The organism is Streptomyces sp. AK010 (assembly GCF_014207295.1).
Taxonomy (GTDB): domain Bacteria; phylum Actinomycetota; class Actinomycetes; order Streptomycetales; family Streptomycetaceae; genus Streptomyces; species Streptomyces massasporeus.
Window position 1 is genome coordinate 318,190 of the sequence record NZ_JACHCX010000007.1, and the last position, 22,453, is coordinate 340,642.

The window sequence follows — 22,453 nt, forward strand, 5'->3', positions numbered from 1 at the left end:
GGCGCCGCACTACGTTGCCGAGGTGGATCTCGTCTCACGCACCTGGACGGCGTTGCGCGCGGCGGTGGCGGATCTCTCCGACGAGGATTTCGGGCGGCCCTCCGGCTGTACGGGCTGGCTGGTACGGGACCTGGTGTGCCATCTGATCGTCGACGCCCAGGACGTCCTGATCACCCTGGCCACCCCGTCCGAGCGGGAACCGACGCGTGACGCACTGACGTACTGGGACGTCTCCGGTACTCCGCCGACCTGTGACGACCCGCTCGACGCGCTGACCGTCCGGCTGGCCGCCGCCTACGAGGATCCGCAGCTGCTGAAATTCCGCCTGGACGACGTCGGCTCGGCCGCCGGCCGCGCGGCCCTGCTCGCCGACCCGGCCGGCCGGGTGAGCACCCGTGACGAGATCCTCACCGTGCGCGACTACCTCTCCACCTACGTCATGGAGTGGACGCTGCACCACCTCGACCTGATCGCCTGCCTCCCGGACGCGGAGCAGCCTCCCGCGGAGGGCCTCGTCCGGTCGCGGGAGATGCTGGAGCAGATCGCGGGGAACCCGTTCCCGCCCGCCTTCCACAACGTGGACGCCCTGCTGATCAGGCACCGGGCGGCGGGCACCGACCGAAAAGGAGCAGGCCGGGCTCGGCGAACTGGCCTCGAAAGTGCCGCTCTACCTGGGCTGACGTCCCGGTCGCCGCCGCGTCGCCCACCGGCCCGCTGTCCGGCCCGCTGTCGACTCACTCCGGCCGGGGTGGGAGCATGGCCGGATGGACATCCGCCGCAGGAACAACGTCACCGTCATGGGCCCCGCCGGCGCGCCCGTGCTGCTCCTCGCACACGGGTTCGGCTGCGACCAGAACATGTGGCGGCTGGTGGTGCCCGAGCTCTCGCGGCACTACCAGGTGGTGCTGTTCGACTACGTCGGTGCCGGCGGCTCGGACCTCGCGGCCTGGAGCGAGGAGCGGTACGCGTCGCTCCAGGGCTACGCCGCCGACGTCGTCGACGTCTGCGAGGAGCTGGACCTGCGGCAGGCGGTGTTCGTGGGGCACTCGGTGAGTGCCATGGTCGGGGTGCTGGCGGCGCAGGCGGCTCCGGAGCGGATCGGGGCGCTCGTGATGGTGACGCCCTCGCCCTGCTACATCGACGACGAGGGGTACCGCGGCGGCTTCAGCACGGAGGACATCGACGAGCTGCTCGCCTCCCTGGAGGCGAACTACCTCGGGTGGTCGTCCGCGATGGCCCCGGTGATCATGGGCAACCCGGAGCGGCCGGAGCTGGGCCAGGAGCTGACCAACAGCTTCTGCGCCACCGACCCCGACATCGCCCGCGTCTTCGCCCGCACGACGTTCCTCTCCGACAGCCGCGAGGACCTGAAGGGCGTGTCCGTGCCGACCCTCGTGCTGGAGTGCGAGCAGGACGCCATCGCGCCCCGCGAGGTCGGCGCCTACGTGCACGCGGCGATCCCCGCCTCCCGGCTGGTCACCCTCGACGCCACCGGGCACTGCCCGCAGCTCAGCGCGCCACGGGCCACCACCGGGGCGATCCTCGACTTCCTGGAGTCCCTGAAGTGATGTGTCGTACGGGCGGCGGCGTGCCGGACCCCGCCGAAAGGGGGGACGAGGCGTGCACGGACGCCGTGTTCTCCGCACTGCTGGAGGACAGTGCGGAGGACCTGTACGAGTCCGCCCCCTGCGGCTACCTGTCCACGATGATGGACGGCACCATCGCCAAGATCAACACCACGCTGCTGGACTGGCTCGGGCTGGACCGTGAGGCGGTGGCGGGCCGCAAGCGCTTCGCGGACCTCCTCACCATCGGCGGGAAGCTGTACCACGAGACGCACTTCGCTCCCCTGCTCCGGATGCAGGGCGAGCTCAGGGGCATCGCCCTGGACATGCGGCGCCAGGAGGGCGGCCCGCTGCCGGTGCTGGTCTCCGCGGTGATCAAGCACGGCACCGAGGGCGAGCCCCTGCTGATCCGGATCACCGTCTTCGACGCCTCGGACCGCCGCTCCTACGAGAAGGAGCTCCTGCGCCGCCGCGAGGAGGCCGAGCGGGCCCGCGCCGAGGCGGACGAGGCCCGGCGACAGGCCGAGGCCGACCGGGCCAGGCTGGCCGACGCACTCGCCGTCCTGCAGCGCTCCCTCGTGCCGGACTCGCTGCCCGCCGTGCCGGGCCTGGAATCGGCCGTCCACTACCACACGGCCTCGCCGGACCAGCTCGGCGGCGACTTCTACGACCTGTTCCCCGTGGCCGGGAACCGCTGGGCGTTCTTCCTCGGGGACGTGTGCGGCAAGGGCCCCGAGGCCGCCTCCCTCACCTCGCTGACCCGCTACACCCTGCGCGCCGCGGCCCACCACGACCCGGATCCGGCCTCGGCGCTGACCACGCTGAACGCCGTCCTGCACGAGCGGTACACCGGCGACGGCAATCCCCGGTACTGCACCTGCATCTTCGGGATCATCGAACCGGGCGGCGAGCACGCGCCGACGACCGTGCGCCTCGCCTCCGGCGGTCACCCGCCGGCGCTCGTCCTGCGATCCGACGGCCGCGCCGAATTCCTGCCCACCCCCGGTGGGCTGCTCATCGGCGTCCTCCCCAGCGCACCGATCGGCACCGCCGAGACCGTCCTGGCGCCCGGTGACACGGTCGTGCTGTACACCGACGGCCTCACCGAGGCCCGCACCGGCCCCGGCCGCGACGACCTGTACGGCGAGGACGCCCTGCACGCCTTCGCCACCGACCACGCCCCCGCCTCGGCGCACGAAGTGATCACCGCCTTCACCGGGCTGCTGGAGAGCTTCGGCGACGGTCTCGACGACGACACCGCCCTGCTGGCGCTCGGCGTTCCCGCCACCCCTTCCCTCATATCCCCCTCGATGAGTCACACCTCATGAACCCGCTCACCATCAGACAGCGCGACACCGCGACCGGCCCCGTTCTGCACGTGGCCGGCGACCTCGACTTCGACCAGGCCCCCGTACTGCGCGGCCGGCTCGACCAGCTCCCCCTGTCAGCGGGGCAGCGCCTGGTCCTCGACCTGTCCGATCTCGAGTTCTGCGATTCCTCGGGCATCACCGCCCTGCTCGCCGCCCGCCAGCACGCCCTGGCCGCCGACGCCGACTTCGTCCTGGCCGCCGTCCCAGCGAACCTGACGCGTGTCCTCACCCTCGTCGGCCTCGACCAGGTCTTCACGCTGCGCCCGGGTTCCAGCGCCGCGTCATGATCCATCCCTGACCCTGGCCCGGACGAAGACCGGCAATAGGTGTTTCTCCGGCAGCGCGGCCGGCAGGTCCTCCCAGTCGACCACGTGGGAGACGACCTTCCCGGGGTCGACCCTGCCTGAGGCGGCGAGCGCGAGGGCCTCGGGGATGTGGGCGCGCACGCCGTCACGGGCGACGCGCAGGGTGACGCCGGTGAGGTACATGTCGAGCAGGGGCAGTTCGCCGGGGCGGAAGTGGTTGCCCGCGCTCTCGCAGATCCCCTCGGGCGTCAGGCACTTGACGGCCAGGCCGAGCTGGTCGACGCGGCCGGTCGCCTCGACGGCGATGTCATGGCTCTACGGCAGCGGCTCCGGGACCTCGGCTGTGGTGGCGCCGAACTCGCGGGCGAGGGCGCGGTGTTCGGGGTCGGGATCGACGTAGAGAACGTCGGAGGCGCCGAGCGCGCGGGCGATGTCGCAGACGTACAGGCCGATGCTGCCGCGGGCGACGACCAGGACGCGGGCTCCGGAAAGCTCGATGACGGAGACCGCGCAGTTCACCGAACTGCTCCTGGTGCCGCCGACGGTGCTCGACCCGCCGGCCCCGGAGCCGCTGCGGTCCAGGGCCGCCGACGTCCGCTTCGAGAAGGTGACCTTCGCCCACCGGGGCGGCCGGCCGCTGTTCGAGGGACTCGACCTGGCCGTGCCGAGCGGGGCGAAGATCGGTCTCGTGGGCCGGTCCGGCGGCGGCAAGACCTCCGTACGCGGAACGGCTCACCTCCGTACGCGGGGCGGCTCACCTCCCTGCGCGGGGCGGCTCACCTCCCTGCGCGGGGCGGCTCACCTCCGTACGCGGGGCGGCTCACCTCCGTACGCGGGGCGGCTCACCTCCGTACGCGGGGCGGCTCACCTCCGTACGCGGGCCGCCAGGGCCTCCAGCAGGAGGTCCACGGCCGGTTCGAAGGAGCTGTCCGCCATCGCGGGCAGCTCCCGCCGCACCGCGGTCAGGGACGGGTACGTCGTCGGATCGAGGTCCTGGTAGACGTCCCGCCACGACCGGCGGTCGGCCTCGCGCTGCTGCGGGGCGAGCGCGTGAAACGCCGCCTCCGTGGCGGCGTGGCTGAGGACGGTGTCGATGAAGGCCAGGTAGAACCGTGCGGCGTCGGCCGGCGGGAAGCCCGCGGTGAGCAGCAGGCCGATCCCCGTCTCGACGGCACGGATCTCGTTCCGGCGCCGGGTCACGCGGTGGGCGGCCATGGCGGCCGCCCGCGGATGGGCGAGGTATCCCGCGCGGACCCTCAGGGCCATCTCGCGCAGCGAGGCCACCCAGTCGTCCCCCGGGGTGAAGCCGGCCATGGCGTCGCCGATGATCCGGTCGGCGATGGCGAGCACCAGGTCATCGGTGCCGTGGAAGTAGCGGTACAGCGCCGTCGGGTCGCAGCCCAGGGCCGCGCCGAGCCGGCGCACGCTCAGCGCCTCGGGCCCGTGCTCGCCGATGAGCCGCAGCGCGGTCTGCACGATCAGGTCCTCCGACAGCAGGACTCCCGAACGGGTCGGCCTCCGACGCCGGCGTTCCTGCGGGACACGGGTGGTCATGACCCGGACTCCTCTCCTCGCGCACCGGGGTCTTCTCGCGCGCCGGCGGCATCTCGCCGACCGGAGCCTTCTCGCGTAACGCAGTGAACGGCCCTTGTCGCCTTACGTCAACAGGGTTGACCCAATATGGCCACCGGCTGTTCCATCACAGTCCCGCGCGGCTCTTCCCACCTCGTCCCCGAGGAGCCAGTCATGTCGTCCGCACCGCCCCCGCCCCGTCCCGCGCTGCGCCGTTCCCTCGGCGTCGTCGACGGCGTCGCCATCGCCGCATCCAGCACCGCGGCCACCACCAGCATCGCCATCGGCATGGGCACGATCGCGACCGTCGTGGGCCTGCAGGCCCCGGCGCTCCTGCTGCTGGCGTTCCTGCCGGTGCTGGGCATTGCCCTCGCCTACGCCCGGCTCAACCGCTCCGAACCCAACTGCGGCAACGGCTACACCTGGGTCGGCAGATCCCTCGGCCCCTGGCCCGGCTTCCTCACCGGCTGGGTCACGCTGGTCGGCTCGGTCATCTTCTGCGCCTACACCAGCGCGATCATGGGCTCGGTCGTGCTGGCCTTCGCCGACAAGGCCGGTCTGCGCAGCCTGGCGGGCGTCGCCCTCGATCCGACGTCCACCGGCATGTGCACGGCGGTCGGGCTGGTCATCCTGCTGGCCCTCACCGTCCTGGCCGTCACCGGTGTCCGCGGTGCGACCCGGTTCCAGTTCGCCCTGCTGGTCTTCGAGTACGCGGTGCTGCTCGGCTTCTGCGGCTGGGCCCTGCTCACCGGCGACCACGCGGTGTCGCTGTCCTGGTTCAACCCGTTCGAGATCTCCAGCGGAACCCACTTCGCCCAGGGCATGGTCCTCGCGGTGTTCTTCTTCTGGGGCTGGGACGCGGCGTTCAGCGTCAACGAGGAGACCCAGAACCCGGGCGACTCGGCCCGGGGCGGGCTCATCGCCCTGTTCGCGATGCTCGGCCTGTTCCTCTTCGCCTCGGTCGCCTTCCAGCGGGAGATGAGCCTGGCTGAGCTCGTCCGCAACGGCCCGCAGGCCCTCCCCTACCTCGGGGAGAAGCTGGCCGCCGAGCCCTGGGCGACCCTGCCGCTCATCGCCCTGATGTTCTCCGCCGTCGCCTCCGTGCAGGCCACCCTGATCCCCACGGCACGCGGCCTGCTGGCCATGGGCCGCGACCGCACCATGGGCCCGCTGTGGACCCGGGTCCACCCGCGCTACGGCACACCCGCCGCGGGAACGGCCGTCGTGATGTCCGTCGCCGCCGTGATCGCCGTGCTCGCCTTCGCGATCCCCAAGCTGAGCGACATGCTGCTGGCCGCCGTCAACGCCATCGGCCTGATCGTGGCCCTCTACTACGGCCTCACCGCGCTCGCCTGCGCCGTGCGGTTCCGTGCCGCGCGGCACGAGGGGACGCGCGAGGCACTGCTGGCCGTCGTCGTGCCGGCCGGGTCCGGGCTGGTGCTGCTGGGCCTCGGCGGTTATCTCGGATACTCGTACCTCACCATGAGCGATCACTTCGAACTGAGCCCGGACAACGGCTGGTTCATGTTCTCGCTGCCCGCCGTGATCGTGCTCGCCGGCCTCGGCATGGCCGCCGTGGCCAAGTACGTCCGGCGCTCGCCCTACTTCACGACCGGGCGCGGCACCGACGCCGAGGCCCTGACCCTGCCGATGGACCGCACGGCGGTCTGACCCTCATGGAGTTCACCCCCATGTCACACCCCCCTGCCCCGGGACCCGCGGACCTCGTTCTCACCGGCGGCCCCGTGCACACCGTCGATCCGGCCCGCAGCCGCGCCACCTCGGTGGCCGTGCGCGGCGGGCGGATCGCCGCCGTCGGGCACGACGAGGTGCGCGAGCTGATCGGGCCGCGCACCGAGGTCGTCGACCTCGCCGGGAAGCTGCTGCTGCCGGGCTTCCAGGACGCCCACGTCCACCCGATGGGCGCGGGCCTCGAACTCGGCCTGTGCCACCTGGGCGACACCGTCGACGCGGACGAGTACCTGCGCAGGATCGCGGCCTACGCCGACGAGCACCCGGACGTCGAGTGGATCACCGGGGGCGGCTGGTCCATGGAGGCGTTCCCCGGCGGCTCCCCCACGGCCGACGTCCTCGACGCGGTCGTCCCGGACCGCCCCGTCTTCCTGCCGAACCGCGACCACCACGGCGCCTGGGTCAACAGCCGGGCCCTGGAGCGTGCGGGCATCGACGCCCGGACCCCCGACCCCGCCGACGGCCGGATCGAACGCGACGCCGAGGGCAACCCCACCGGGATGCTCCAGGAGGGCGCCGTCCACCTGGTGGGCCGACTGGTGCCCGACCCCACGCCGGAGGAGCAGCTCGCCGGTCTGCTGCGTGCCCAGGCCGTGCTGCACGCGCACGGCGTCACCGCCTGGCAGGACGCCATCGTCGGCACGTACGCCAACCTGACCGACCCGGCTCCGGCGTATCTGAAGGCGCTGGACCGAAGCCTGCTCACCGCGCGGGTCGTCGGCGCCCTGTGGTGGGACCGCGAGCGCGGCGCCGAGCAGATCGGCGAACTCGTCGCGAGGAGGGAGGAGTTGAGCCGGGACCGGTTCCGCGCCGGGACCGTGAAGATCATGCAGGACGGCATCGCCGAGAACCACACCGCGGCCATGCTGTCCCCCTATCTGACCGGCTGCGGCTGCGCCTCGGACAACAGCGGCATCAGCTTCGTCGAGCCGGGCGAGCTGCGGAAGTACGTCACCGAACTGGACGCCCACGGCTTCCAGGTGCACTTCCACGCGCTCGGCGACCGGGCGGTGCGTGAGGCACTGGACGCCGTGGAGTCCGCCCGGGCCGCCAACGGCAACCGCGACACACGGCACCACCTGGCACACCTCCAGGTCGTTCACCCCGGCGACCTGCCGCGCTTCCGGGCGCTGGGTGCGAGCGCCAACCTCCAGATGCTGTGGGCCGCGCACGAGCCGCAGATGGACGAACTGACCCTGCCCTTCCTGGGCGCGGAACGCGGCGCCTGGCAGTACCCGTTCGGGGATCTGCTGCGCGCCGGCGCGACCCTCGCGGCCGGCAGCGACTGGCCCGTCAGCAGCCCCGACCCCCTCCAGGCCATCCATGTCGCCGTCAACCGCGTCTCCCCCGAGGCCCCGGACGGCACCCCGGCCTTCTTCCCGCACCAGCGCCTCGACCTGGGGACCGCCATCGCCGCCTACACGGCGGGCAGCGCCCATGTGAACCACCTCGACGACATCACCGGCAGCATCACCGTCGGCAAGGCGGCGGACCTGGTCGTCCTCGACCGCGACCCGTTCGCGGGTCCGCCCGAGGAGATCGCCGCGACCCGGGTCCTGGAGACCTTCGTCGAGGGGCGGCGGGTCCACACCGGCACCTGAGGCGTGTTCCAATGCTCCGGGTCCGGATGTCACGGAGGGGGATGAGGCGCTGTGGGGTCGTCGGGGGGCGGGGTCATGCGGTCCGTGATGTGGATGCTGCTCGCCGTCGTGACGCTCGGCGTCGGCGTGGCGTCGGCCCGCGAGATCGGCGGGGCGCTGGATCGGGAGCGGGAGTACCGTGGCGCGCCGGCCTGCGCCGCGGTTCCGGTCGAGGCGTCGGGGTGCGTGTGGGAGCAGGAGTTCACCGTACGCAGCGAGACGGCGGCGAAGACGGTGCGGTGGCACGGCGTCGCCCTGGGCGCGACGGCGATCCTGACGCTCTGGGCGCAGGCGGCCAACGAGTGGCCGCTGTGGGCCGTTCCGGCGATCTGGGGACCGCTCGCGCTGCTGATCCCGGCGTCCATGACGGCTTTCGCCCTCGGCGCGCTGCGCGGCGAGCTGGACGACGACGCACCCGCCTCGCGGCAGCCACAGACCTCGTGACCGGGTGACCGGGTGACCGGGTGACCGGGTGACCGGGTGACCGGGTGACCGCTCAGGTCTGCCGGGCGCGCACGGGGCTGTGGGCGACGTCGTCCGGGCACTCGCGGTGCGGCTCCCGCGTGCGCCGGTCGCGGCGCCAGTCGTACGCCGCTAGGGCCAGGGACGCGGCCATGCCGAGGAGCCCGGCGGCCATCGCGAGGAAGAGCGCGCCGCGGTAGTCGTCGCTCCTGCTGCCGAGCACCAGGTAGTAGAGGCCGGGCAGGGCGGCGGTGCCCACCGCGGCGCCGAGCCGCTGCCCGGTCTGCAGGGCGCCGCCCGCCGCTCCCGCCATGTGCACGGGCACGTCGCGCAGCGTCATGGTGATGTTGGGGGAGATCACGCACCCTCCGCCGACACCGCCGAGGAACAGGACCGGGGCGGCGATCCAGGGCGCGACGTCGAGGGGCGCGAAACGCAGCAGCAGCGCGGTGCCGCCCAGTCCGAGGATCACGCCCGTGAGCCCGCCCACGGTGAGCAGGCGGCCGAGCCGGTCCACGAGCCGCCCGGAGACCGCGGCCGCGACGGCCGAGCCGAGGGCGAAGGGGGTCACGGCGAGGCCCGACTGAAGCGGGGAGAAGCCCAGGCCGTGCTGGTAGAAAAGGGCGAAGACCAGCCAGACGCCGCTGAAGCCGATGAAGTAGAGCGTGCCGACGCCGGCGCCGACGGCGTAGCCGCGCACGGTGGTGAACAGGCGCGGATCGAGCAGCGGCTGGGTACCGCGGTCCAGCAGCCGGCGCTGCCAGCGGGTGAAGACGAAGAGCAGCGCGGCACCGGCCAGGAACATCCACCACAGCCCGGTGAGGCCGCCGGCCTCCGCCTGGACCAGCGGGTACATGAGCGCGAGCACGCCGAGGCCGAGGAGCAGGACACCGGGCAGGTCCACGTGTTCCCGCCCGGAGCGCCGGGTGCGGGGCAGCAGGCGGCGGCCGAGGAGGACCGCGAGGATGCCGATGGGGACGTTGACGTAGAAGATCCAGCGCCAGCCCTGGGCGCCGTCGGCCAGGGCGAGGATCAGACCGCCGGTGAGGGGGCCGACCGCGGAGGAGATGCCCACGGTGGCGCCGAAGGACCCGAAGGCCCGGCCGCGTTCCCCGCCGCGGAACATCTGCTGGATGAGCGCGGAGTTCTGCGGGGCCATGAAACCGGCCGCCAGGCCCTGGGCGAGCCGGGCCACCACCAGCAGGGTGATGTTCGGGGCCGCTCCGCAGGCCGCGCTGAAGAGCACGAAGCCGCTGAGGGCGATCAGGAAGATGCGGCGCCGGTCCAGGGCGTCGCCGAGGCGGCCGGCGGTGACGAGGGCGAGGCCGAAGGAGAGGGCGTAGCCGGACACCACCCACTGCACCTCGGCCGCCGAGGCGTGCAGCTGCTGCTGGATCGTGGGCAGGGCGACGGCCACGATCGACACGTCCAGCAGGCTCATGAAGCCGGCGACCAGCGTGACCCCCAGGGCCCGCCACCGCTTCGGGTCCGGCTCGTAGCCGTCGGATGGCCCGCCCTGGTCCCGGCCGCCCGCCGCCGACGCTGTCACATGGGCTCCTCTCACCGGGCACGCACCCGGCGGAACAAGTTCCCCACCAGGCCGGGGGCACACACCCGCCCCAGTGATCCTCCCGGACGGCGCAGCGACCCGCGACCCGACCTGACCTGAGCGCCCGCTCATCACATTCCGTGATCAACCGGGCGCCGCGCGAAGGGGGTCGTTTGAGCGCGCGAGATTCGTGCAGGCGTTGTGCTTGGAAGGACGACCGGCGAAAGGAACCACGTGATGGCGGCGCCCGACAACGACGAGTCGGTGGATCCCGCGGCTGTGAGACGACACCGCGTGCTGTTCCGGGCGATCGAGAAACGACGTCACCCGAAGCTGCGCCGCAGCGACATCACGGTGACCGACGACGCGGCGGTCAAGCGCGCCACCAAGGCCGCCGCCCTCGGCAACGCGATGGAGTGGTACGACTTCGGCATCTACAGCTATCTGGCGGCCACGATCGGGAAGGTCTTCTTCCCCTCGGGCAGCGACACCGCCCAGTTGCTCGGCTCCTTCGCGACGTTCGCGGTGGCCTTCCTGGTGCGTCCGCTCGGCGGCATGGTCTTCGGGCCGCTCGGGGACAAGGTCGGCCGCAAGCGCATCCTCTCCCTGACCATGATCATGATGGCGGTGGGGACCTTCGCCATCGGTCTGGTGCCCTCGCACGCCGTGATCGGTCTGTGGGCCCCGGCCCTGCTGATCTTCTTCCGGCTGGTGCAGGGCTTCTCGACGGGCGGGGAGTACGGGGGTGCCTCGACGTTCATCGCGGAGTACGCGCCCGACAAGCGGCGCGGCTTCTTCGGCAGTTTCCTGGAGCTCGGCACGCTCGCCGGCTACGTCGGCGCCTCCGGCCTCGTCGTCGTCCTGCAGACCCTTCTGAGCGACGACCAGATGCTGTCGTGGGGCTGGCGCGTGCCGTTCCTGGTCGCGGCCCCGCTCGGCCTCATCGGGCTCTACCTGCGGCTCAAGCTGGACGAGACGCCCGCCTTCCAGAAGCTGGAGGGCGGCCAGGCGAAGGCGAGCGAGGCCGCCGACGCCGTGGAGACCTCGGCCGCCGCCGACCTCGGCAAGATCTTCACCCAGTACTGGCGGCCGCTGCTGCTGTGCCTCGCGCTGGTCGCGGCGTACAACATCACCGACTACATGCTGCTGTCGTACATGCCGACGTACCTGTCCGACGAGCTGGGCTACGCCACCAACCACGGCCTGCTGATCCTGGTCGTGGTGATGGTGCTGCAGATGTGCCTCATCAACCAGGTCGGTCGGCTCTCGGACCGCTTCGGGCGCAAACCGCTGCTGATGGCGGGGATGCTCGGCTTCCTGTTCCTGTCCCTGCCCTCGTTCCTGCTCATCCGGCAGGGCGACGTCGTCCTCATCACCCTGGGCCTGCTGCTGATGGGCCTCTCCCTGCTGCCGATGCTCGGCACGATGTCGGCGGCGCTCCCGGCGATATTCCCCACCCAGGTGCGCTACGGCTCGCTCTCGGTGGCCTACAACCTCGCCACGTCGATCTTCGGCGGCACGACACCTCTGGTGATCACCGCTCTGATCAGCGCGTTCGACTCGACCCTCATGCCGGCGTACTACGCCACGGGCGCCGCGGTCATCGGTGTCATCGCGGTGCTGTGCATGCGGGAGACCGCCAACAAGCCGCTGGCCGGCTCCCCGCCGTCCGTGGCGACGGAGGCCGAGGCGGAGGAACTCGTCCAGGCGCAGTCCCCTCAGCCCAGGTTCTGAGCCCCCGTGGAATGCCCCGTCCGCCGTCGCGGTCGGGGCATCCCGCGGTTGGGTCCACTCAGGCCGGGAACGCGGTGGGCGCTACGACTGTCGAGGCGAGGCCGGTAAGGCGATGACCGAGTACGAACGTTCCCGCACGATGCCCGCGCAGCCCGAGCACGTCTTCGACCAGGCCGCGAACGTCGGGCGGCTGGACAGCTGGCTGCCGGAGGCCCTGCACGTGGAGGCCGAGGAGCTGCCCGCCGTCACCGTGCACGAGGACCGCGCCGACGAGGACGTCTCCGCCGTGCTGCGCGCCCGGCGGGAGCAGATGCGGCTCGAGTGGGGCACCCGTGAGCAGGGTGGCTACGCGGGCTGGCTCCAGGTCGCCGGTCTCGACGGCGGCGCCAGTGAGGTGACCGTGCACCTGTCGTTCTTCGACGCCGGCCACGACCCGGGCGAGCGCGCCGTCGCCGATGCCCTGGACACCAGCCTGCGGCGACTGGAGGAGCAGGTGCGGCGGCCTGACCCCGCCGGCCCGCGTCACCCCTAGCCGGGGGTACCGTCGGCACCGGCCATCGGCGACGGCCCGCGGTCCTGCCCGTTGCACACCGAGGCGGCGCCGCACGCGCCCCGGGGGCGGATGGGGACGCCGTTGCTCCGCAGGACCTCGCGGACGTCCAGGATCAGGGAGAACACCTCGCGGTTGCGGTCCTCGCCCTGCTCGTCCCAGGCCCGCTGCTCGGCCTCGACGGCCATCCGGTCCTCGGCGAACACCCGCTCGGTGAAGCGTCTGATGAGCGGCCAGGCCAGGTGCAGAGCGCCGGGAATCCGGGGCTTCTCGATCATGAGCAGGCCGAAGGTGTGGCAGCGGCGCTGCTCGGCGTCCTCGGGCACGTAGGCGACCCAGAGGCGGAAGGCCGGCCGCTCGGCGTTCTCCGGGACCAGGTCGAGGGTCTGGTACGGGTACGAGGTGCGGATCGTCATGACGTCCCGGGAGTCGCTGCCGCCGATGCCCTCGGAGGCCAGCAGGCTGGCCCCGCGATTCCGCTTGCCCCCGGCATGACTGAACAGGTACCTGGCCTCCACCGACCGCTCGTCGGTCCGGAAGTCGAGCAGTTCGGGGTGGAGTCTGCCGACCACGCCCCGGTGGAGGAACTGGTGGTTCATGTCGAGCAGGTTCTCGTGCATGAACGAGTAGTGGCAGCGCACGGTCCGGGAGAACGTCATCGTCTTGTACAGCGGCGAACCGAACGCCGGCAGGTCGGGCAGCGGGGCGGCGGCCGCCTTGTCCGGGTCGCCCGGGAACACGAACACCAGGCCGTACGCCTCGCGGACGGGGTAGCCGCGCACGCCGCGCGGCGGCCGGCCGTCGCCCTTGGAGAGGTACGGGATCTGCGAGATGCGGCCGTCGCCCCGGTAGGCCCACGCGTGGTAGCAACAGCGCAAAGCCTCGCCCTCCACGACGCCCATGCTCAGCGGCACCTGACGATGGGCGCACCGGTCCTCCAGCGCGTACACGGTGCCGCTCTCCCCGCGGTAGAGCGCGATGCGCTCACCGGCGAAGGCCGCCGCGAACGCCCGCTTGCTGCGCACGTTCTTCGACAGGGCGACCGGGTACCAGAAGTCCGGGTTCGCCCCGACGCGCCGGAGGTCGACCATGCCGGTACTCGGGTCACGGTGCGCCGAGGGCCATGCGTCCCCGGCAGAGAAGGTCCCGGCCTCGTCGGTCTCGGTCATTCCTCTCCCTCACGCGTACGGGCAGCGACAGCCGCGCGTCGCGTCGGGCAGCACCGGGCTGCCGATGCGGGCGCCCCGGCTCCGTCCATGCTGACCGCGAGGTGCCGCTCACGCCCTGCCCGGCAGGTACGAACGGGTGACTGGAACGGGTGGCTGGAGGTCGAGCGCGGGGAGACCGGCCAGGCCGGTGTCGAGCATGATGCGGTCCACGGTCCGGGGCAGGGTGCTGTCGGCGCCGATGACGGTCTCGACGCCCCCGGGCAGCAGGTCGAGTTCGCGGTCAGGCGGATGGGGGCGGAGGCGGGGCGTTCCGGGCGAGGCCCTCCGGCTCTCGCCCCGGGGTTCGGCGCCGGTCAGCTCCCGGGGATGCGCAGGGCCAGCAGGGCGACGTCGTCGTCGTTCCCGGCGGGGCGGACGCGGCGCAGGAGCTGGTCGGTGAACGAGGCCAGGGGCCGGTGGGCGAGGGCGGCGGCGTGCTGGCTCAGTTGTTTCAGTCCCTCGTCGAGGGTGCGGCGGGGCGCCTCGATGAGACCGTCGGTGTACAGCACCAGGGTGGAGCCGGGCGGGAGTTGCGCGGTGGCGTCCGGGCGCCGGGTGCCGGTCTGGGTGCCCAGGAGGATGCCGTGGCCGTCGGTGAGGTACTCGGCCAGACCGTCCCGGCTGATCAGCAGCGGCGGGGGGTGGCCGGCGTTGGTCCAGGAGAGTTGCCAGTGGCCGTCGTCGGCCGGTTCGATCCGGGCGAAGATCGTCGTGGCCATGGTGACGTCGGTGATGTGCTGGATCGCCTCGTCGAGCCGTTCGACGATCCGGCTGGGCGGTTCGTGCTGGGACCAGGCGTAGGCGCGGAGCATGTTGCGGACCTGCGCCATGCCGGCCGCCGCCTCCAGGTCGTGGCCGACGACGTCTCCGATGGCCAGGGCGGTGGCCGCGTCGGACAGGGGGAAGGCGTCGTACCAGTCGCCGCCGACCTGTGAGGCGTCCGGTGCGGGCAGGTAGCGGACGGTCATCTGCAGGCCCGCGACACCCGGCATCTGCGGCAGCAGATGGTTCTGCATGGTCTCGGCGACCTTGCGCTGGCGCTGGTAGAGGCGGGCGTTGTCGAGGGCGAGGCCGGCACGGCGTGCGATGTCCTCGATCAGGGGGAGGTCCACGGGTGTGAAGGGTGCCGGGTTCTCGTCGCGGCCCAGGGTCAGCGCTCCCAGGACCGCGCGGGTGCTGCGAATGGGCGCGATGGCCGCGGAGTGCATGCCCGTGGCGTCGAAGAGGCGGCGCTGCTCGACCGCGATGCCGGAGTCCGGTGCCTCCTGGTAGGTCTGCGGTCCGACCAGGCTGGAGGCGACGCCGCGCAGGGCCCTGGAGAGCGGCATCGGGGATTCCTCGGGGACCGGCGGCATCGGCCCCTGCAAGTCTTCGCGGTGCGTGAGCGTGGCGCCGTCGGCGTGGACCACGACGGTACGCCACACCTCGTCGCGCTCGGTGATCAGGTCGACGACGACCCAGTCCGCGAGGCGGGGCAGGACCAGCGTGACCAGCCTGCGCAGCGCCTCGTCGACGTCGAGCGTGGAGGTCAGCTGCGCGGTGGTCTCCGCGAGCAGGGCCAGCCGGTGCAGCTCCGAGAGCGGCTGGGCCGCCGGCTCCGGCAGCGGGTCGGGGGCCCGGTCGTGGTCGGGGGCGTGGAAGACGACAAGCGTGCCGGCGTGGCGGCCGCCCACGTCGTACGGCGTGATCAGCCAGGAGATGCGCAGGAGGGTGCCGTCGGCGCAGGCGAAGTAGTCCTCGTCGGCCTGGGCGGTGCGCCCGGCGTGGAGGGCCTGCCGCATGGCGCACCGGGTCCGCGGCAGGGGCTGCCCCTGCGCGTCGCGGTGCAGCAGGTCGTGTGCGTCGTGGCCCGTCAGCTCGTCGGCGGACCGGCCGAGGAGCTGCTCGGCGCGGGTGTTCGCGGCGATGATGCAGCCCTGCTCGTCCACGACGTAGGCCCCGGCGCCGATGGCCTCCAGGGTCCCGGCCAGCACGACGGACGCTGTCGGCACGGACGGCCCGTGAACGGACTCCGTGTGCTCCAGCCCCGTCATCGCGGACTCCCTGCTGATCAAGCCGGCGTCCGTGCCGTCGGCATGCGCTGTTTGTCTGCCTCCCCGTATGCCCATACGACAGTAGAATTCACGTCGCCCAGGAGCGCGCGTCCTCCCGTCGGGCCGTGCGGGCCGCTGACCTGCGGTGCCGGGGAAGCGGGCGGGATGGTGCGGGAGCGGTCGCAGGCGCGCCGGAACGTACCGGGGCGTTCGTCGCGATCAGTGTGGCTCAGGTCGGGTCGACGTCGGTGTGCAGCGGGTGGTGGTCCGAGTACGGCGTCGGGTGCACGCGGTGCCTGAGGGGGACGAAGCCGCGCAGGAACACGTAGTCGAACTTGCTCTGCCAGTCGGTGGTCGGCTGACAGGTGCCGGTGGGCGACGGGTGGCACTGCGGGTCCGCGTCCGTGGCCAGTGCCCAGATCCCCGTCAGTTCGGGAGAGTCCGGCACGGCGTTGAAGTCGCCGAGCAGGATCGCGCGGTCGTGCCGGGCGACCTCCGCGGCGAGGACGCGCGTCTGGTCCGCCCGGACCGTCTCCTGACGCCGTTGGGCGAGGTGCGTGTTGAAGACCCGGACGGAGCGGTCGCCCACGGTGGTGGTGACGGCCATGTACCCGCGGTCTTCGGAGCCGCCGTCGGGGTACTCCACGTTGACGGGGTCCGTCATCGGTGCCGCGGAGAGGATCGCCTGGCCGAAGGCCCCAGGACTCCACGGGGTTCCCCCGCAGCGGCCCCATTTCCGCAGTACCGACCCGTACTCGACGTGGTAGACCAGCCCGTGGAGGTTCCGCAGGTACTCCCGGATCCTCTCGACGTCACGCACACACGCTTCCTGCATGCCGATGACCTGGGGCGCGGCCGCGGCGATCTCCGCGGCCCGGTCGAGGTCGCTCACCTCGCAGGGGTTGCAGATGTTCCACGTCATGACCCGGTTCGGTACGACGTCCCTGGCGGCTTGCGCGGACTGGGCCCCGGCGAAGAGGGCACCGGTCGGTGCGCTGGGGCCGATCAGCGCCATGCAGAGCGCCAGCACGGCACCCGCGAACAACCGCACTCCCGTGCTCCTACCGAGCAACCTCGCCTCCTCACGGTGGACCCAACTGGCCTCTTGGGCCTTCATGAACGAGGTTATGGGACGAGGCCGTCGGCGACACACGCCCTGTGCGATCTCGTGATCGCGACGCCCCGGCCCCCTTGCAGCCGGGAGCCGCCGAGGCCGGCGCCACGCTCCCCGGTCCTGGCGTCTTCGATGGTTGAGGGACCAGGCTGTGCGTAGGGTGGTCGGACTGATGATCGACGCAGGCGGTGAGGCATGGACTGGCAGAAGTTCGCCGAGGAGATGGCTCTGCTCGCACGGAGCCTGCTGAAGCAGGACTCGGTGCAGCAGACGCTGGACGAGATCGCGGCGTCGGCCGTGAAGCTGGTGGACGGCTGTGACGCTGCCGGGATCCTCGCGGTGCGCAAGGGACGCGCCGTCACGCTGTCCTCGTACGGCGACATGGTCGAGGAATCCGACCGCCGGCAGGGCGAGCTGGGCGAGGGCCCGTGCTTCGACCTCGCCCGCCGCACCGACGAGGAGCGGGTGTTCCGGATCGTGGACATGACCAAGCCGCAGCCGGACTGGCCCCGTTACGCCGAGGCCGCGCGCGAACTGGGCATCGGCAGCATGACCGGGGTCCTGCTGTACACCCACGAGGAGGACTTCGGCGCACTCAACCTGTACTCCCGCCGCCCGGGCACCTTCACCGAGGACATCGCGACCGCCGGCTGGCTGCTCGCCTCGCACGCCGCGGTCGCCCTCGCGGACGCCCGCACCATCGACCAGCTCGAACACGCTCTGGAGACCCGGCACGCCATCGGTGAGGCCATGGGCATCCTCAGGGAACGCCATGGGCTGAGCGACGCGGAGGCCTTCAGCGTGCTGCGGAACATCTCCCAGCACCACAACATCAAACTGCGGGACGTCGCCCAGCGGGTCAGGGACAAGCGCACCGACGGTCCGGCGTGAGCGCTCTGCTCAGGTGCGGGTGAGCAGGTCGGCGACCCGGGCGATCATCCGGTTCTCGGCACCGTCGCGTGCGGTCGTCGGGTGGTAGGCGATCACGAAGCGTCCGCGCTGATCACGCGTGGAGAACGCGGCGTTCTTGTAGCCGTACGTCTCACCGGTCTTGCCCCAGAGGGTCACGCCGTTGACGGTGGCCTGCTGAAGCCCGGTGCTGTGGCGGGCCGGGGAGCCGTCCCGGATGCGCACGTCGTCCGGCGGCAGCGTGAACATGAGCCGGATCAGCTCCGGCGGCAGCAGTTCTCCGGAGAACGGGGCGGTGAGCAGCCGGTCGAGGTCGCCGGTGGTGGAGATCATCTCGCCCTCGCCCCGGGCGGACGACTGGTCGTACACGGTGATGCCCTCCAGGCCACCGTCCGCCATCGACAGGTAGCCGTGCACATGTCGGCCTCCCCGATTGCTGCCCTGGGTCAGGTCGTCCCGGTCACTGCTCCGCGCCTGATGTGGAGCTTGTCCGGGGCACCGAGGTCATCGTTGGCGTCCCGTTCGTCCGCCTCACCGAAACCGGCGGAGCCGCCGGAGCCGCCGGTGCCGCCGAACGATCTGAACCCATGCCGGGGATCAGGCCGCGACCAGCTCCTGCTCGCGCTCCGGGGTCTTGAGCTTGGGCTTCTTGTTCGGCAGTGAGAGCCGGAAGACCTTGTGCCACGCGGAGAACACCTGCTTGGGCAGCGGCCCGGTGACGTACTCCAGCTCGTACTTCTCGAACAGCGCGCGCACCTTCACCGCGACCTCGGCGTACCGGTTGCTCGGCAGGTCCGGGAACAGGTGGTGCTCGATCTGGTGCGACAGGTTGCCGGTCATGAAGTGCATGGCCTTGCTGCCGCTGATGTTCGCCGAGCCCATCATCTGGCGCAGGTACCACTGGCCGCGCGTCTCGCCCTTGATCGACCGGCGCTCGAAGACCTGCACGCCTTCGGGGAAGTGCCCACACATGATCACCGAGTGGGACCAGAGGTTGCGCACCAGGTTCGCGGTGAACGTGGCGGCGAGCGTGGGGAGGAACGACGGGCCCGACAGCAGCGGGTGGATCACGTAGTCCTTGAGCACCTGCTTGCGGATCTTGCGGCCCACGGCCCTGGCCCGCGCACGGAACTCCGGGTTCTTGCGGCGGCGCTTGTGCAGGTTCTTGCCGAGCTCCAGGTCGTACGCCGCGATGCCGTACTCGAAGAAGCAGGCGTTGAGGAAGTTCCACAGCGGCTGGCCGAGGTGGAACGGGTGCCACTTCTGGTCCTCGTCGACGCGCATGATGCCGTAGCCGAGGTCGTTGTCCTTGCCGATCACGTTGGTGTACGCGTGGTGCAGCTCGTTGTGCGAGTGCTTCCACTGGTCGGCCGGCGAGACGTGGTCCCATTCCCAGGTGGTGGAGTGGATCTTCGGGTCCCGCATCCAGTCCCACTGGCCATGCAGGATGTTGTGGCCGATCTCCATGTTGTCCATGATCTTCGCCACGGACAGACCGGCGGTGCCGATCACCCACGCGGGCGGGAAGAACGAGAACAGCAGCACGCCCCTGCTGACCAGCTCGAGCGTGCGCTGCGCCGAGATGACCTTGCGGATGTAGGCGGCGTCCTTCTCCCCTCGGCCGGCGATCACCTCGTCGCGGATCGCGTCCAGCTCACGGCCGAGCTCCTCGATCTGCTCCGCGGTCAGGTGGGCGGTGGGGTCGATGGCGGTCAAGGTGCTCCTACCGTTCGATGTCGCAGGGGCCCGCCGCGGCGGACACACAGGTCTGGATGAGGACGCCCGGCTCGGCCTCGGTGATCTCGCCGGTGCGCAGGTCGCGGACGGCGCCCGCCTTGAGTGGCGTGACACAGCCGAAGCAGATGCCCATGCGGCACCCGGACGGCATGAGCACGCCGGCCTCCTCGCCGACGTCCAGCAACGGCGTGCCGCCGTCCGCGTCGACGGTCTTTCCGGTGGTGCTGAACGTGACCTCGCCGCCGTCGCCGGCGGCGACGATGGCGGGGCGGAAGCGTTCGGTGTGCAGGCGCTCCGGGACGCCGTGCTCGGCCCAGTGCTTTTCGGCGGCGTCGAGCAGGCCCGTGGGCCCGCAGGCCCAGGTCTCTCGCTCGGCCCAGTCGGGCACGAGTTCGTCGAGACGGGCGATGTCGAGCATGCCGTCCGTGTCGGTGTGCAGCTCGGTGAGACGCAGCTTCCTTTCCGCGACCAGGCCGTGCAGATCGTTGCGGAAGATCACGTCCTGCGGCTGCGGCGCGGAGTGGATCATGACGGCGTCGTCGAACTCGGTGTCGCGCAGCATGCCCATCACGGGCGTGATGCCGCTGCCGGCCGTCAGGTAGAGCACCTTGGCCGGCTTGGCCTGCGGCAGTACGAAGTCACCGGTCGCCTGGTCGAGCTGGATCAGTGTGCCCGGTTTCGCCCTGCGGACCAGGTGGTTGCTGACCTTGCCGTCCGGGATCGCCTTCACGGTGATCGTGACGCGGCCGTCCAGGCGGTTTGTCGGCGAGGTGAGCGAGTAGGCACGCCACAGGCGCACCCCGTCGACGTCCACCCCGATCCGCACGTACTGACCGGCCGTGTGGCCGCGCCAGCCCCGTCCCGGCCTGATCACGATGGTCGCGGCGTCACGGGTCTCTGGGTGCACGGCCTCGATGCGCCCACGCAGGTCGGCGCCGGTACGCAGCGGGCTGACCAGGTCGAGGTAGTCCGACGGCAGCAGCGGCGTCGTGACCATCTCCAGCAGTTTCCACGCCCTGCTGCGGAGGGCTGCACTCGTCATGACTCCAGCTTGATGCGCCTCAGCGCGTAAAGTCCTGTCCGTAGGACGTGAATCTGGTCGGCCGAATTGTTCGCAGGGAACAAAAGATGAGCCATGTACAGCGGAGGGCCACCGAACTGGCCCTGGATGAGACAACGGTCACCGCGCTTCGTGCGGCGCTGAAGACCACCGCCGACGAGGTCGTCCAGGCGATCATCGACGAGGTCCCTTCCTATGCCAACGCCCTTTCGGGCAGCATGGGCGGCACCATCCGCAGGGCCGTCCGCACCGCCCTGGGCCACTACCTGGACGTGGCGAGCGGGAACGCCACGGGCGGCGACGCCGGGGACGCGGCCTACGAGCTGGGCCGCGGCGAGGTGCGCGACGGCCGTTCGATGGACGCCCTGCTCAGCGCCTACCGCGTCGGCGCCCGCGTGGCCTGGCGTTGCCTGGCCGCGGGTGCCGTACCCGCAGGTCTGCCCGCCGCCGAGGTCGCCAAGTTCGCCGAGCTGACCTTCGCCTACATCGACGAGCTCTCCGCCGCCAGCGCCGCGGGCCATGCCGACGAACTGGCCGCCCGGGGCCGGGTTCATGAGCGCCATCTGGAACAACTGGTCCGCGACCTCCTCACCGGCGCGAGCCCGGACGCGCTGCAGGCGGCTGCTCAACGGGCAGGGTGGCAGCCCCCGGTTTCGCTGACGGCGGTTTTGTTGCCCGCCGCCCAGGCCCGGCCCGCCTACCGCGCTCTCGACCCGAGCACGCTCGTCCTCGACGATCTGCCGGACGCCCTGGGCGTGCTGCTCGTGCCCGATGCCGACCGATCACATCTGTTGAGGCGGCTGGCCGACCGCACCGCCGTGGTCGGCCCGGCCCGGCCATGGACGCGTGCGTCCGCCTCGTACGAACGGGCCGTACGCGCGCGCTCCCTCTCCACTGACATTCGCGACACCGAGGACCACCTGCCCGAGTTGGTGATGAGCGCCGACGCGGAAGCGTACGCGGACCTGCGTGCCCGAGCCCTCGCACCGTTGCAAACCTTGCCCGTCACGACCGCGCGGCGCCTGGAGGAGACGTTGCGGGCGTGGCTGCTGCACCAGGGCAGGCGGGAGGAGGTGGCGGCGGCGTTGTTCATCCATCCCCAGACCGTCCGGTACCGGATGTCGCAGCTGCGGGAGCTGTTCCCGGATCTCGCGTCGCCCCACCGGGTCCTCGAACTGACACTGGCGGTCGGTCTCCAGGGCAGCTGACGCGTTCTCGACCGTCCACGACCAAGGGCCACGAGGTGGCCCGCTGCACCGTCGAGAGGCTGATGGCCGAGCTGGTCCTGGAGGGCGTCATCCGTGGCCGGCGGCGTCGGACCACGATTTTGGAGCCGTCGGCGCCGCGTCCGCCGGGCCTGGTCGACCGCGACTTCACCGCCTCCCGGCCCGATCAGCTGTGGGTGGCGGAGATGACGTATGTCCGCACCTGGCCGGGGTGGGCGTATGTGGCGTTCGTCCTGGACATGTACTCGCGGATGATCGTCGGCCGGCAGGTCGCGAACCACATGCGGACCGAACTCCCTCTGGACGCCCTGGAGATGGCCCTCTGGCCACGCCGGATCAAGAGGGACTCCGGACCGATACACCACAGCGATCGCGGGTCGCAATACGTATCCGGTCGAACGGGCGATCTTCCAGTGGATCACCTGGTACAACGAAGAACGCCTTCACTCCGCGCTCGACTATGTGCCGTCGGCCGAGTACGAGGAAGCCTTCTGGCGCAGCCAGGAGCAAACCTCGCAGTCTGCCTGAACCGATCAAGACCGGACTCTACGAAACTCGGGGCAGCTCAGCCCGGCTGATGACGGCATTGGTGTTCGGGCGTGTGGTCGACATAGGCTGCGTCGGTTCGTGTCGTTCCCGGCGGCAGCCCATCGACGGAGAGGAAGCC

At 71.5% G+C, this 22,453-nt stretch carries 19 protein-coding genes and 3 pseudogenes; 13 read left to right on the forward strand and 9 right to left on the reverse strand.

What is annotated here, in order from left to right; translation table 11 throughout:
- The first annotated feature begins 22 nt into the window (after positions 1–22).
- The 4 genes and pseudogenes from HDC93_RS16725 to HDC93_RS16740 all read left to right on the forward strand — a co-directional run bounded on the left by HDC93_RS16725 (position 23) and on the right by HDC93_RS16740 (position 3,222).
- Positions 23–680: pseudogene (locus tag HDC93_RS16725) on the forward strand (maleylpyruvate isomerase N-terminal domain-containing protein).
- Positions 681–764: 84 nt separating this feature from the next.
- On the forward strand, positions 765–1,568 hold the full coding sequence (locus HDC93_RS16730) for an alpha/beta fold hydrolase (protein ID WP_185011559.1): 804 nt from the start codon (positions 765–767) through the stop codon (positions 1,566–1,568).
- Positions 1,568–2,893, forward strand: coding sequence for a PP2C family protein-serine/threonine phosphatase (locus HDC93_RS16735; protein WP_185011561.1), 1,326 nt, complete (start codon positions 1,568–1,570; stop codon positions 2,891–2,893). Before HDC93_RS16730 ends, HDC93_RS16735 begins: the two co-directional genes overlap by 1 nt.
- Positions 2,890–3,222: an STAS domain-containing protein gene (locus HDC93_RS16740; RefSeq protein ID WP_185011563.1), complete on the forward strand. Its 333-nt coding sequence runs from the start codon at positions 2,890–2,892 to the stop codon at positions 3,220–3,222. Before HDC93_RS16735 ends, HDC93_RS16740 begins: the two co-directional genes overlap by 4 nt.
- Here HDC93_RS16740 and HDC93_RS16745 read toward each other — a convergent pair.
- Positions 3,217–3,726, reverse strand: a pseudogene (locus HDC93_RS16745) (zinc-binding dehydrogenase); the annotation flags it as partial. The gene HDC93_RS16740 and the pseudogene HDC93_RS16745 sit on opposite strands and share 6 nt — an antisense overlap.
- Between HDC93_RS16745 and HDC93_RS38390 the strand changes: the two are divergent.
- Positions 3,719–3,961, forward strand: a pseudogene (locus HDC93_RS38390) (ABC transporter ATP-binding protein); the annotation flags it as partial. The pseudogenes HDC93_RS16745 and HDC93_RS38390 overlap by 8 nt on opposite strands.
- Before the next feature lie 143 nt (positions 3,962–4,104).
- Here HDC93_RS38390 and HDC93_RS16750 read toward each other — a convergent pair.
- Positions 4,105–4,794 carry a TetR/AcrR family transcriptional regulator gene (locus tag HDC93_RS16750; RefSeq protein WP_185011565.1) on the reverse strand — a complete coding sequence of 230 codons (690 nt, stop codon included), beginning with the start codon at positions 4,792–4,794 and terminating at the stop codon, positions 4,105–4,107.
- 192 nt (positions 4,795–4,986) lie between these two features.
- Between HDC93_RS16750 and HDC93_RS16755 the strand changes: the two genes are divergently transcribed.
- The 3 genes from HDC93_RS16755 (at position 4,987) to HDC93_RS16765 (ending at position 8,648) form a co-directional block, all read left to right on the forward strand.
- Entirely contained in the window at positions 4,987–6,483 is a 1,497-nt protein-coding gene (locus tag HDC93_RS16755; protein WP_185011567.1) for an APC family permease, read from the forward strand.
- Between the two features lie 20 nt (positions 6,484–6,503).
- On the forward strand, positions 6,504–8,165 hold the full coding sequence (locus tag HDC93_RS16760) for an amidohydrolase (protein WP_260419594.1): 1,662 nt from the start codon (positions 6,504–6,506) through the stop codon (positions 8,163–8,165).
- A 75-nt stretch (positions 8,166–8,240) separates the two neighbouring features.
- Positions 8,241–8,648, forward strand: a complete 408-nt coding sequence (locus HDC93_RS16765) for a hypothetical protein (protein ID WP_221516761.1) — start codon at positions 8,241–8,243, stop codon at positions 8,646–8,648.
- Positions 8,649–8,700: 52 nt separating this feature from the next.
- Here the strand turns inward: HDC93_RS16765 and HDC93_RS16770 are convergent, their stop codons facing one another.
- Positions 8,701–10,215 carry an MFS transporter gene (locus tag HDC93_RS16770; RefSeq protein ID WP_185011571.1) on the reverse strand — a complete coding sequence of 505 codons (1,515 nt, stop codon included), beginning with the start codon at positions 10,213–10,215 and terminating at the stop codon, positions 8,701–8,703.
- 237 nt (positions 10,216–10,452) lie between these two features.
- Between HDC93_RS16770 and proP the strand changes: the two genes are divergently transcribed.
- Both proP and HDC93_RS16780 read left to right on the forward strand, forming a co-directional pair.
- Positions 10,453–11,949: a glycine betaine/L-proline transporter ProP gene (gene proP, locus HDC93_RS16775; protein WP_185011573.1), complete on the forward strand. Its 1,497-nt coding sequence runs from the start codon at positions 10,453–10,455 to the stop codon at positions 11,947–11,949.
- A 112-nt stretch (positions 11,950–12,061) separates the two neighbouring features.
- The gene (locus HDC93_RS16780) at positions 12,062–12,481 is read left to right on the forward strand and encodes an SRPBCC family protein (protein WP_185011574.1); all 420 of its coding nucleotides are present in this window, start codon (positions 12,062–12,064) and stop codon (positions 12,479–12,481) included.
- Here HDC93_RS16780 and HDC93_RS16785 read toward each other — a convergent pair.
- The 3 genes from HDC93_RS16785 to HDC93_RS16795 form a co-directional block, all read right to left on the reverse strand.
- On the reverse strand, positions 12,478–13,668 hold the full coding sequence (locus HDC93_RS16785) for an aromatic ring-hydroxylating dioxygenase subunit alpha (protein ID WP_185011576.1): 1,191 nt from the start codon (positions 13,666–13,668) through the stop codon (positions 12,478–12,480). The two genes, HDC93_RS16780 and HDC93_RS16785, sit on opposite strands and share 4 nt — an antisense overlap.
- Positions 13,669–14,021: 353 nt before the next feature.
- Positions 14,022–15,740, reverse strand: coding sequence for a SpoIIE family protein phosphatase (locus HDC93_RS16790; protein WP_185011578.1), 1,719 nt, complete (start codon positions 15,738–15,740; stop codon positions 14,022–14,024).
- Positions 15,741–15,969: 229 nt separating this feature from the next.
- A complete protein-coding gene (locus HDC93_RS16795) occupies positions 15,970–16,857 on the reverse strand; it encodes an endonuclease/exonuclease/phosphatase family protein (protein WP_185011580.1) in 888 nt (295 codons plus the stop codon).
- A gap of 192 nt (positions 16,858–17,049) precedes the next feature.
- Between HDC93_RS16795 and HDC93_RS16800 the strand changes: the two genes are divergently transcribed.
- The gene (locus tag HDC93_RS16800) at positions 17,050–17,745 is read left to right on the forward strand and encodes a GAF and ANTAR domain-containing protein (protein WP_185011582.1); all 696 of its coding nucleotides are present in this window, start codon (positions 17,050–17,052) and stop codon (positions 17,743–17,745) included.
- A 9-nt stretch (positions 17,746–17,754) separates the two neighbouring features.
- On the opposite strand, the gene HDC93_RS16805 is transcribed toward HDC93_RS16800, so the two are convergent.
- The 3 genes from HDC93_RS16805 to HDC93_RS16815 all read right to left on the reverse strand — a co-directional run bounded on the left by HDC93_RS16805 (position 17,755) and on the right by HDC93_RS16815 (position 20,542).
- A complete protein-coding gene (locus HDC93_RS16805; protein ID WP_260419595.1) occupies positions 17,755–18,180 on the reverse strand; it encodes a hypothetical protein in 426 nt (141 codons plus the stop codon).
- A 180-nt stretch (positions 18,181–18,360) separates the two neighbouring features.
- A complete protein-coding gene (locus HDC93_RS16810) occupies positions 18,361–19,479 on the reverse strand; it encodes an acyl-CoA desaturase (RefSeq protein ID WP_185011584.1) in 1,119 nt (372 codons plus the stop codon).
- 7 nt (positions 19,480–19,486) lie between these two features.
- A complete protein-coding gene (locus tag HDC93_RS16815) occupies positions 19,487–20,542 on the reverse strand; it encodes a ferredoxin reductase (protein WP_185011586.1) in 1,056 nt (351 codons plus the stop codon).
- Between the two features lie 86 nt (positions 20,543–20,628).
- Between HDC93_RS16815 and HDC93_RS16820 the strand changes: the two genes are divergently transcribed.
- Positions 20,629–21,768, forward strand: coding sequence for a CdaR family transcriptional regulator (locus tag HDC93_RS16820; protein ID WP_185011588.1), 1,140 nt, complete (start codon positions 20,629–20,631; stop codon positions 21,766–21,768).
- Positions 21,769–21,971: 203 nt separating this feature from the next.
- Positions 21,972–22,364, forward strand: coding sequence for a DDE-type integrase/transposase/recombinase (locus HDC93_RS39695; protein WP_398985358.1), 393 nt, complete (start codon positions 21,972–21,974; stop codon positions 22,362–22,364).
- Positions 22,365–22,453 lie beyond the last annotated feature (89 nt).

Coding starts and splice junctions, on each gene's coding strand:
- proP (WP_185011573.1), top strand. CDS start 10,453: ATGGCGGCGCCCGACAACGACGAGTCGGTGGATCCCGCGGCTGTGAGA.
- HDC93_RS16735 (WP_185011561.1), top strand. CDS start 1,568: ATGTGTCGTACGGGCGGCGGCGTGCCGGACCCCGCCGAAAGGGGGGAC.
- HDC93_RS16780 (WP_185011574.1), top strand. CDS start 12,062: ATGACCGAGTACGAACGTTCCCGCACGATGCCCGCGCAGCCCGAGCAC.
- HDC93_RS16795 (WP_185011580.1), bottom strand. CDS start 16,857: ATGAAGGCCCAAGAGGCCAGTTGGGTCCACCGTGAGGAGGCGAGGTTG.
- HDC93_RS16820 (WP_185011588.1), top strand. CDS start 20,629: ATGAGCCATGTACAGCGGAGGGCCACCGAACTGGCCCTGGATGAGACA.
- HDC93_RS16815 (WP_185011586.1), bottom strand. CDS start 20,542: ATGACGAGTGCAGCCCTCCGCAGCAGGGCGTGGAAACTGCTGGAGATG.
- HDC93_RS16790 (WP_185011578.1), bottom strand. CDS start 15,740: ATGACGGGGCTGGAGCACACGGAGTCCGTTCACGGGCCGTCCGTGCCG.
- HDC93_RS16765 (WP_221516761.1), top strand. CDS start 8,241: ATGCGGTCCGTGATGTGGATGCTGCTCGCCGTCGTGACGCTCGGCGTC.
- HDC93_RS16755 (WP_185011567.1), top strand. CDS start 4,987: ATGTCGTCCGCACCGCCCCCGCCCCGTCCCGCGCTGCGCCGTTCCCTC.
- HDC93_RS16760 (WP_260419594.1), top strand. CDS start 6,504: ATGTCACACCCCCCTGCCCCGGGACCCGCGGACCTCGTTCTCACCGGC.
- HDC93_RS16730 (WP_185011559.1), top strand. CDS start 765: ATGGACATCCGCCGCAGGAACAACGTCACCGTCATGGGCCCCGCCGGC.
- HDC93_RS16800 (WP_185011582.1), top strand. CDS start 17,050: ATGGACTGGCAGAAGTTCGCCGAGGAGATGGCTCTGCTCGCACGGAGC.
- HDC93_RS39695 (WP_398985358.1), top strand. CDS start 21,972: ATGACGTATGTCCGCACCTGGCCGGGGTGGGCGTATGTGGCGTTCGTC.
- HDC93_RS16750 (WP_185011565.1), bottom strand. CDS start 4,794: ATGACCACCCGTGTCCCGCAGGAACGCCGGCGTCGGAGGCCGACCCGT.
- HDC93_RS16740 (WP_185011563.1), top strand. CDS start 2,890: ATGAACCCGCTCACCATCAGACAGCGCGACACCGCGACCGGCCCCGTT.
- HDC93_RS16785 (WP_185011576.1), bottom strand. CDS start 13,668: ATGACCGAGACCGACGAGGCCGGGACCTTCTCTGCCGGGGACGCATGG.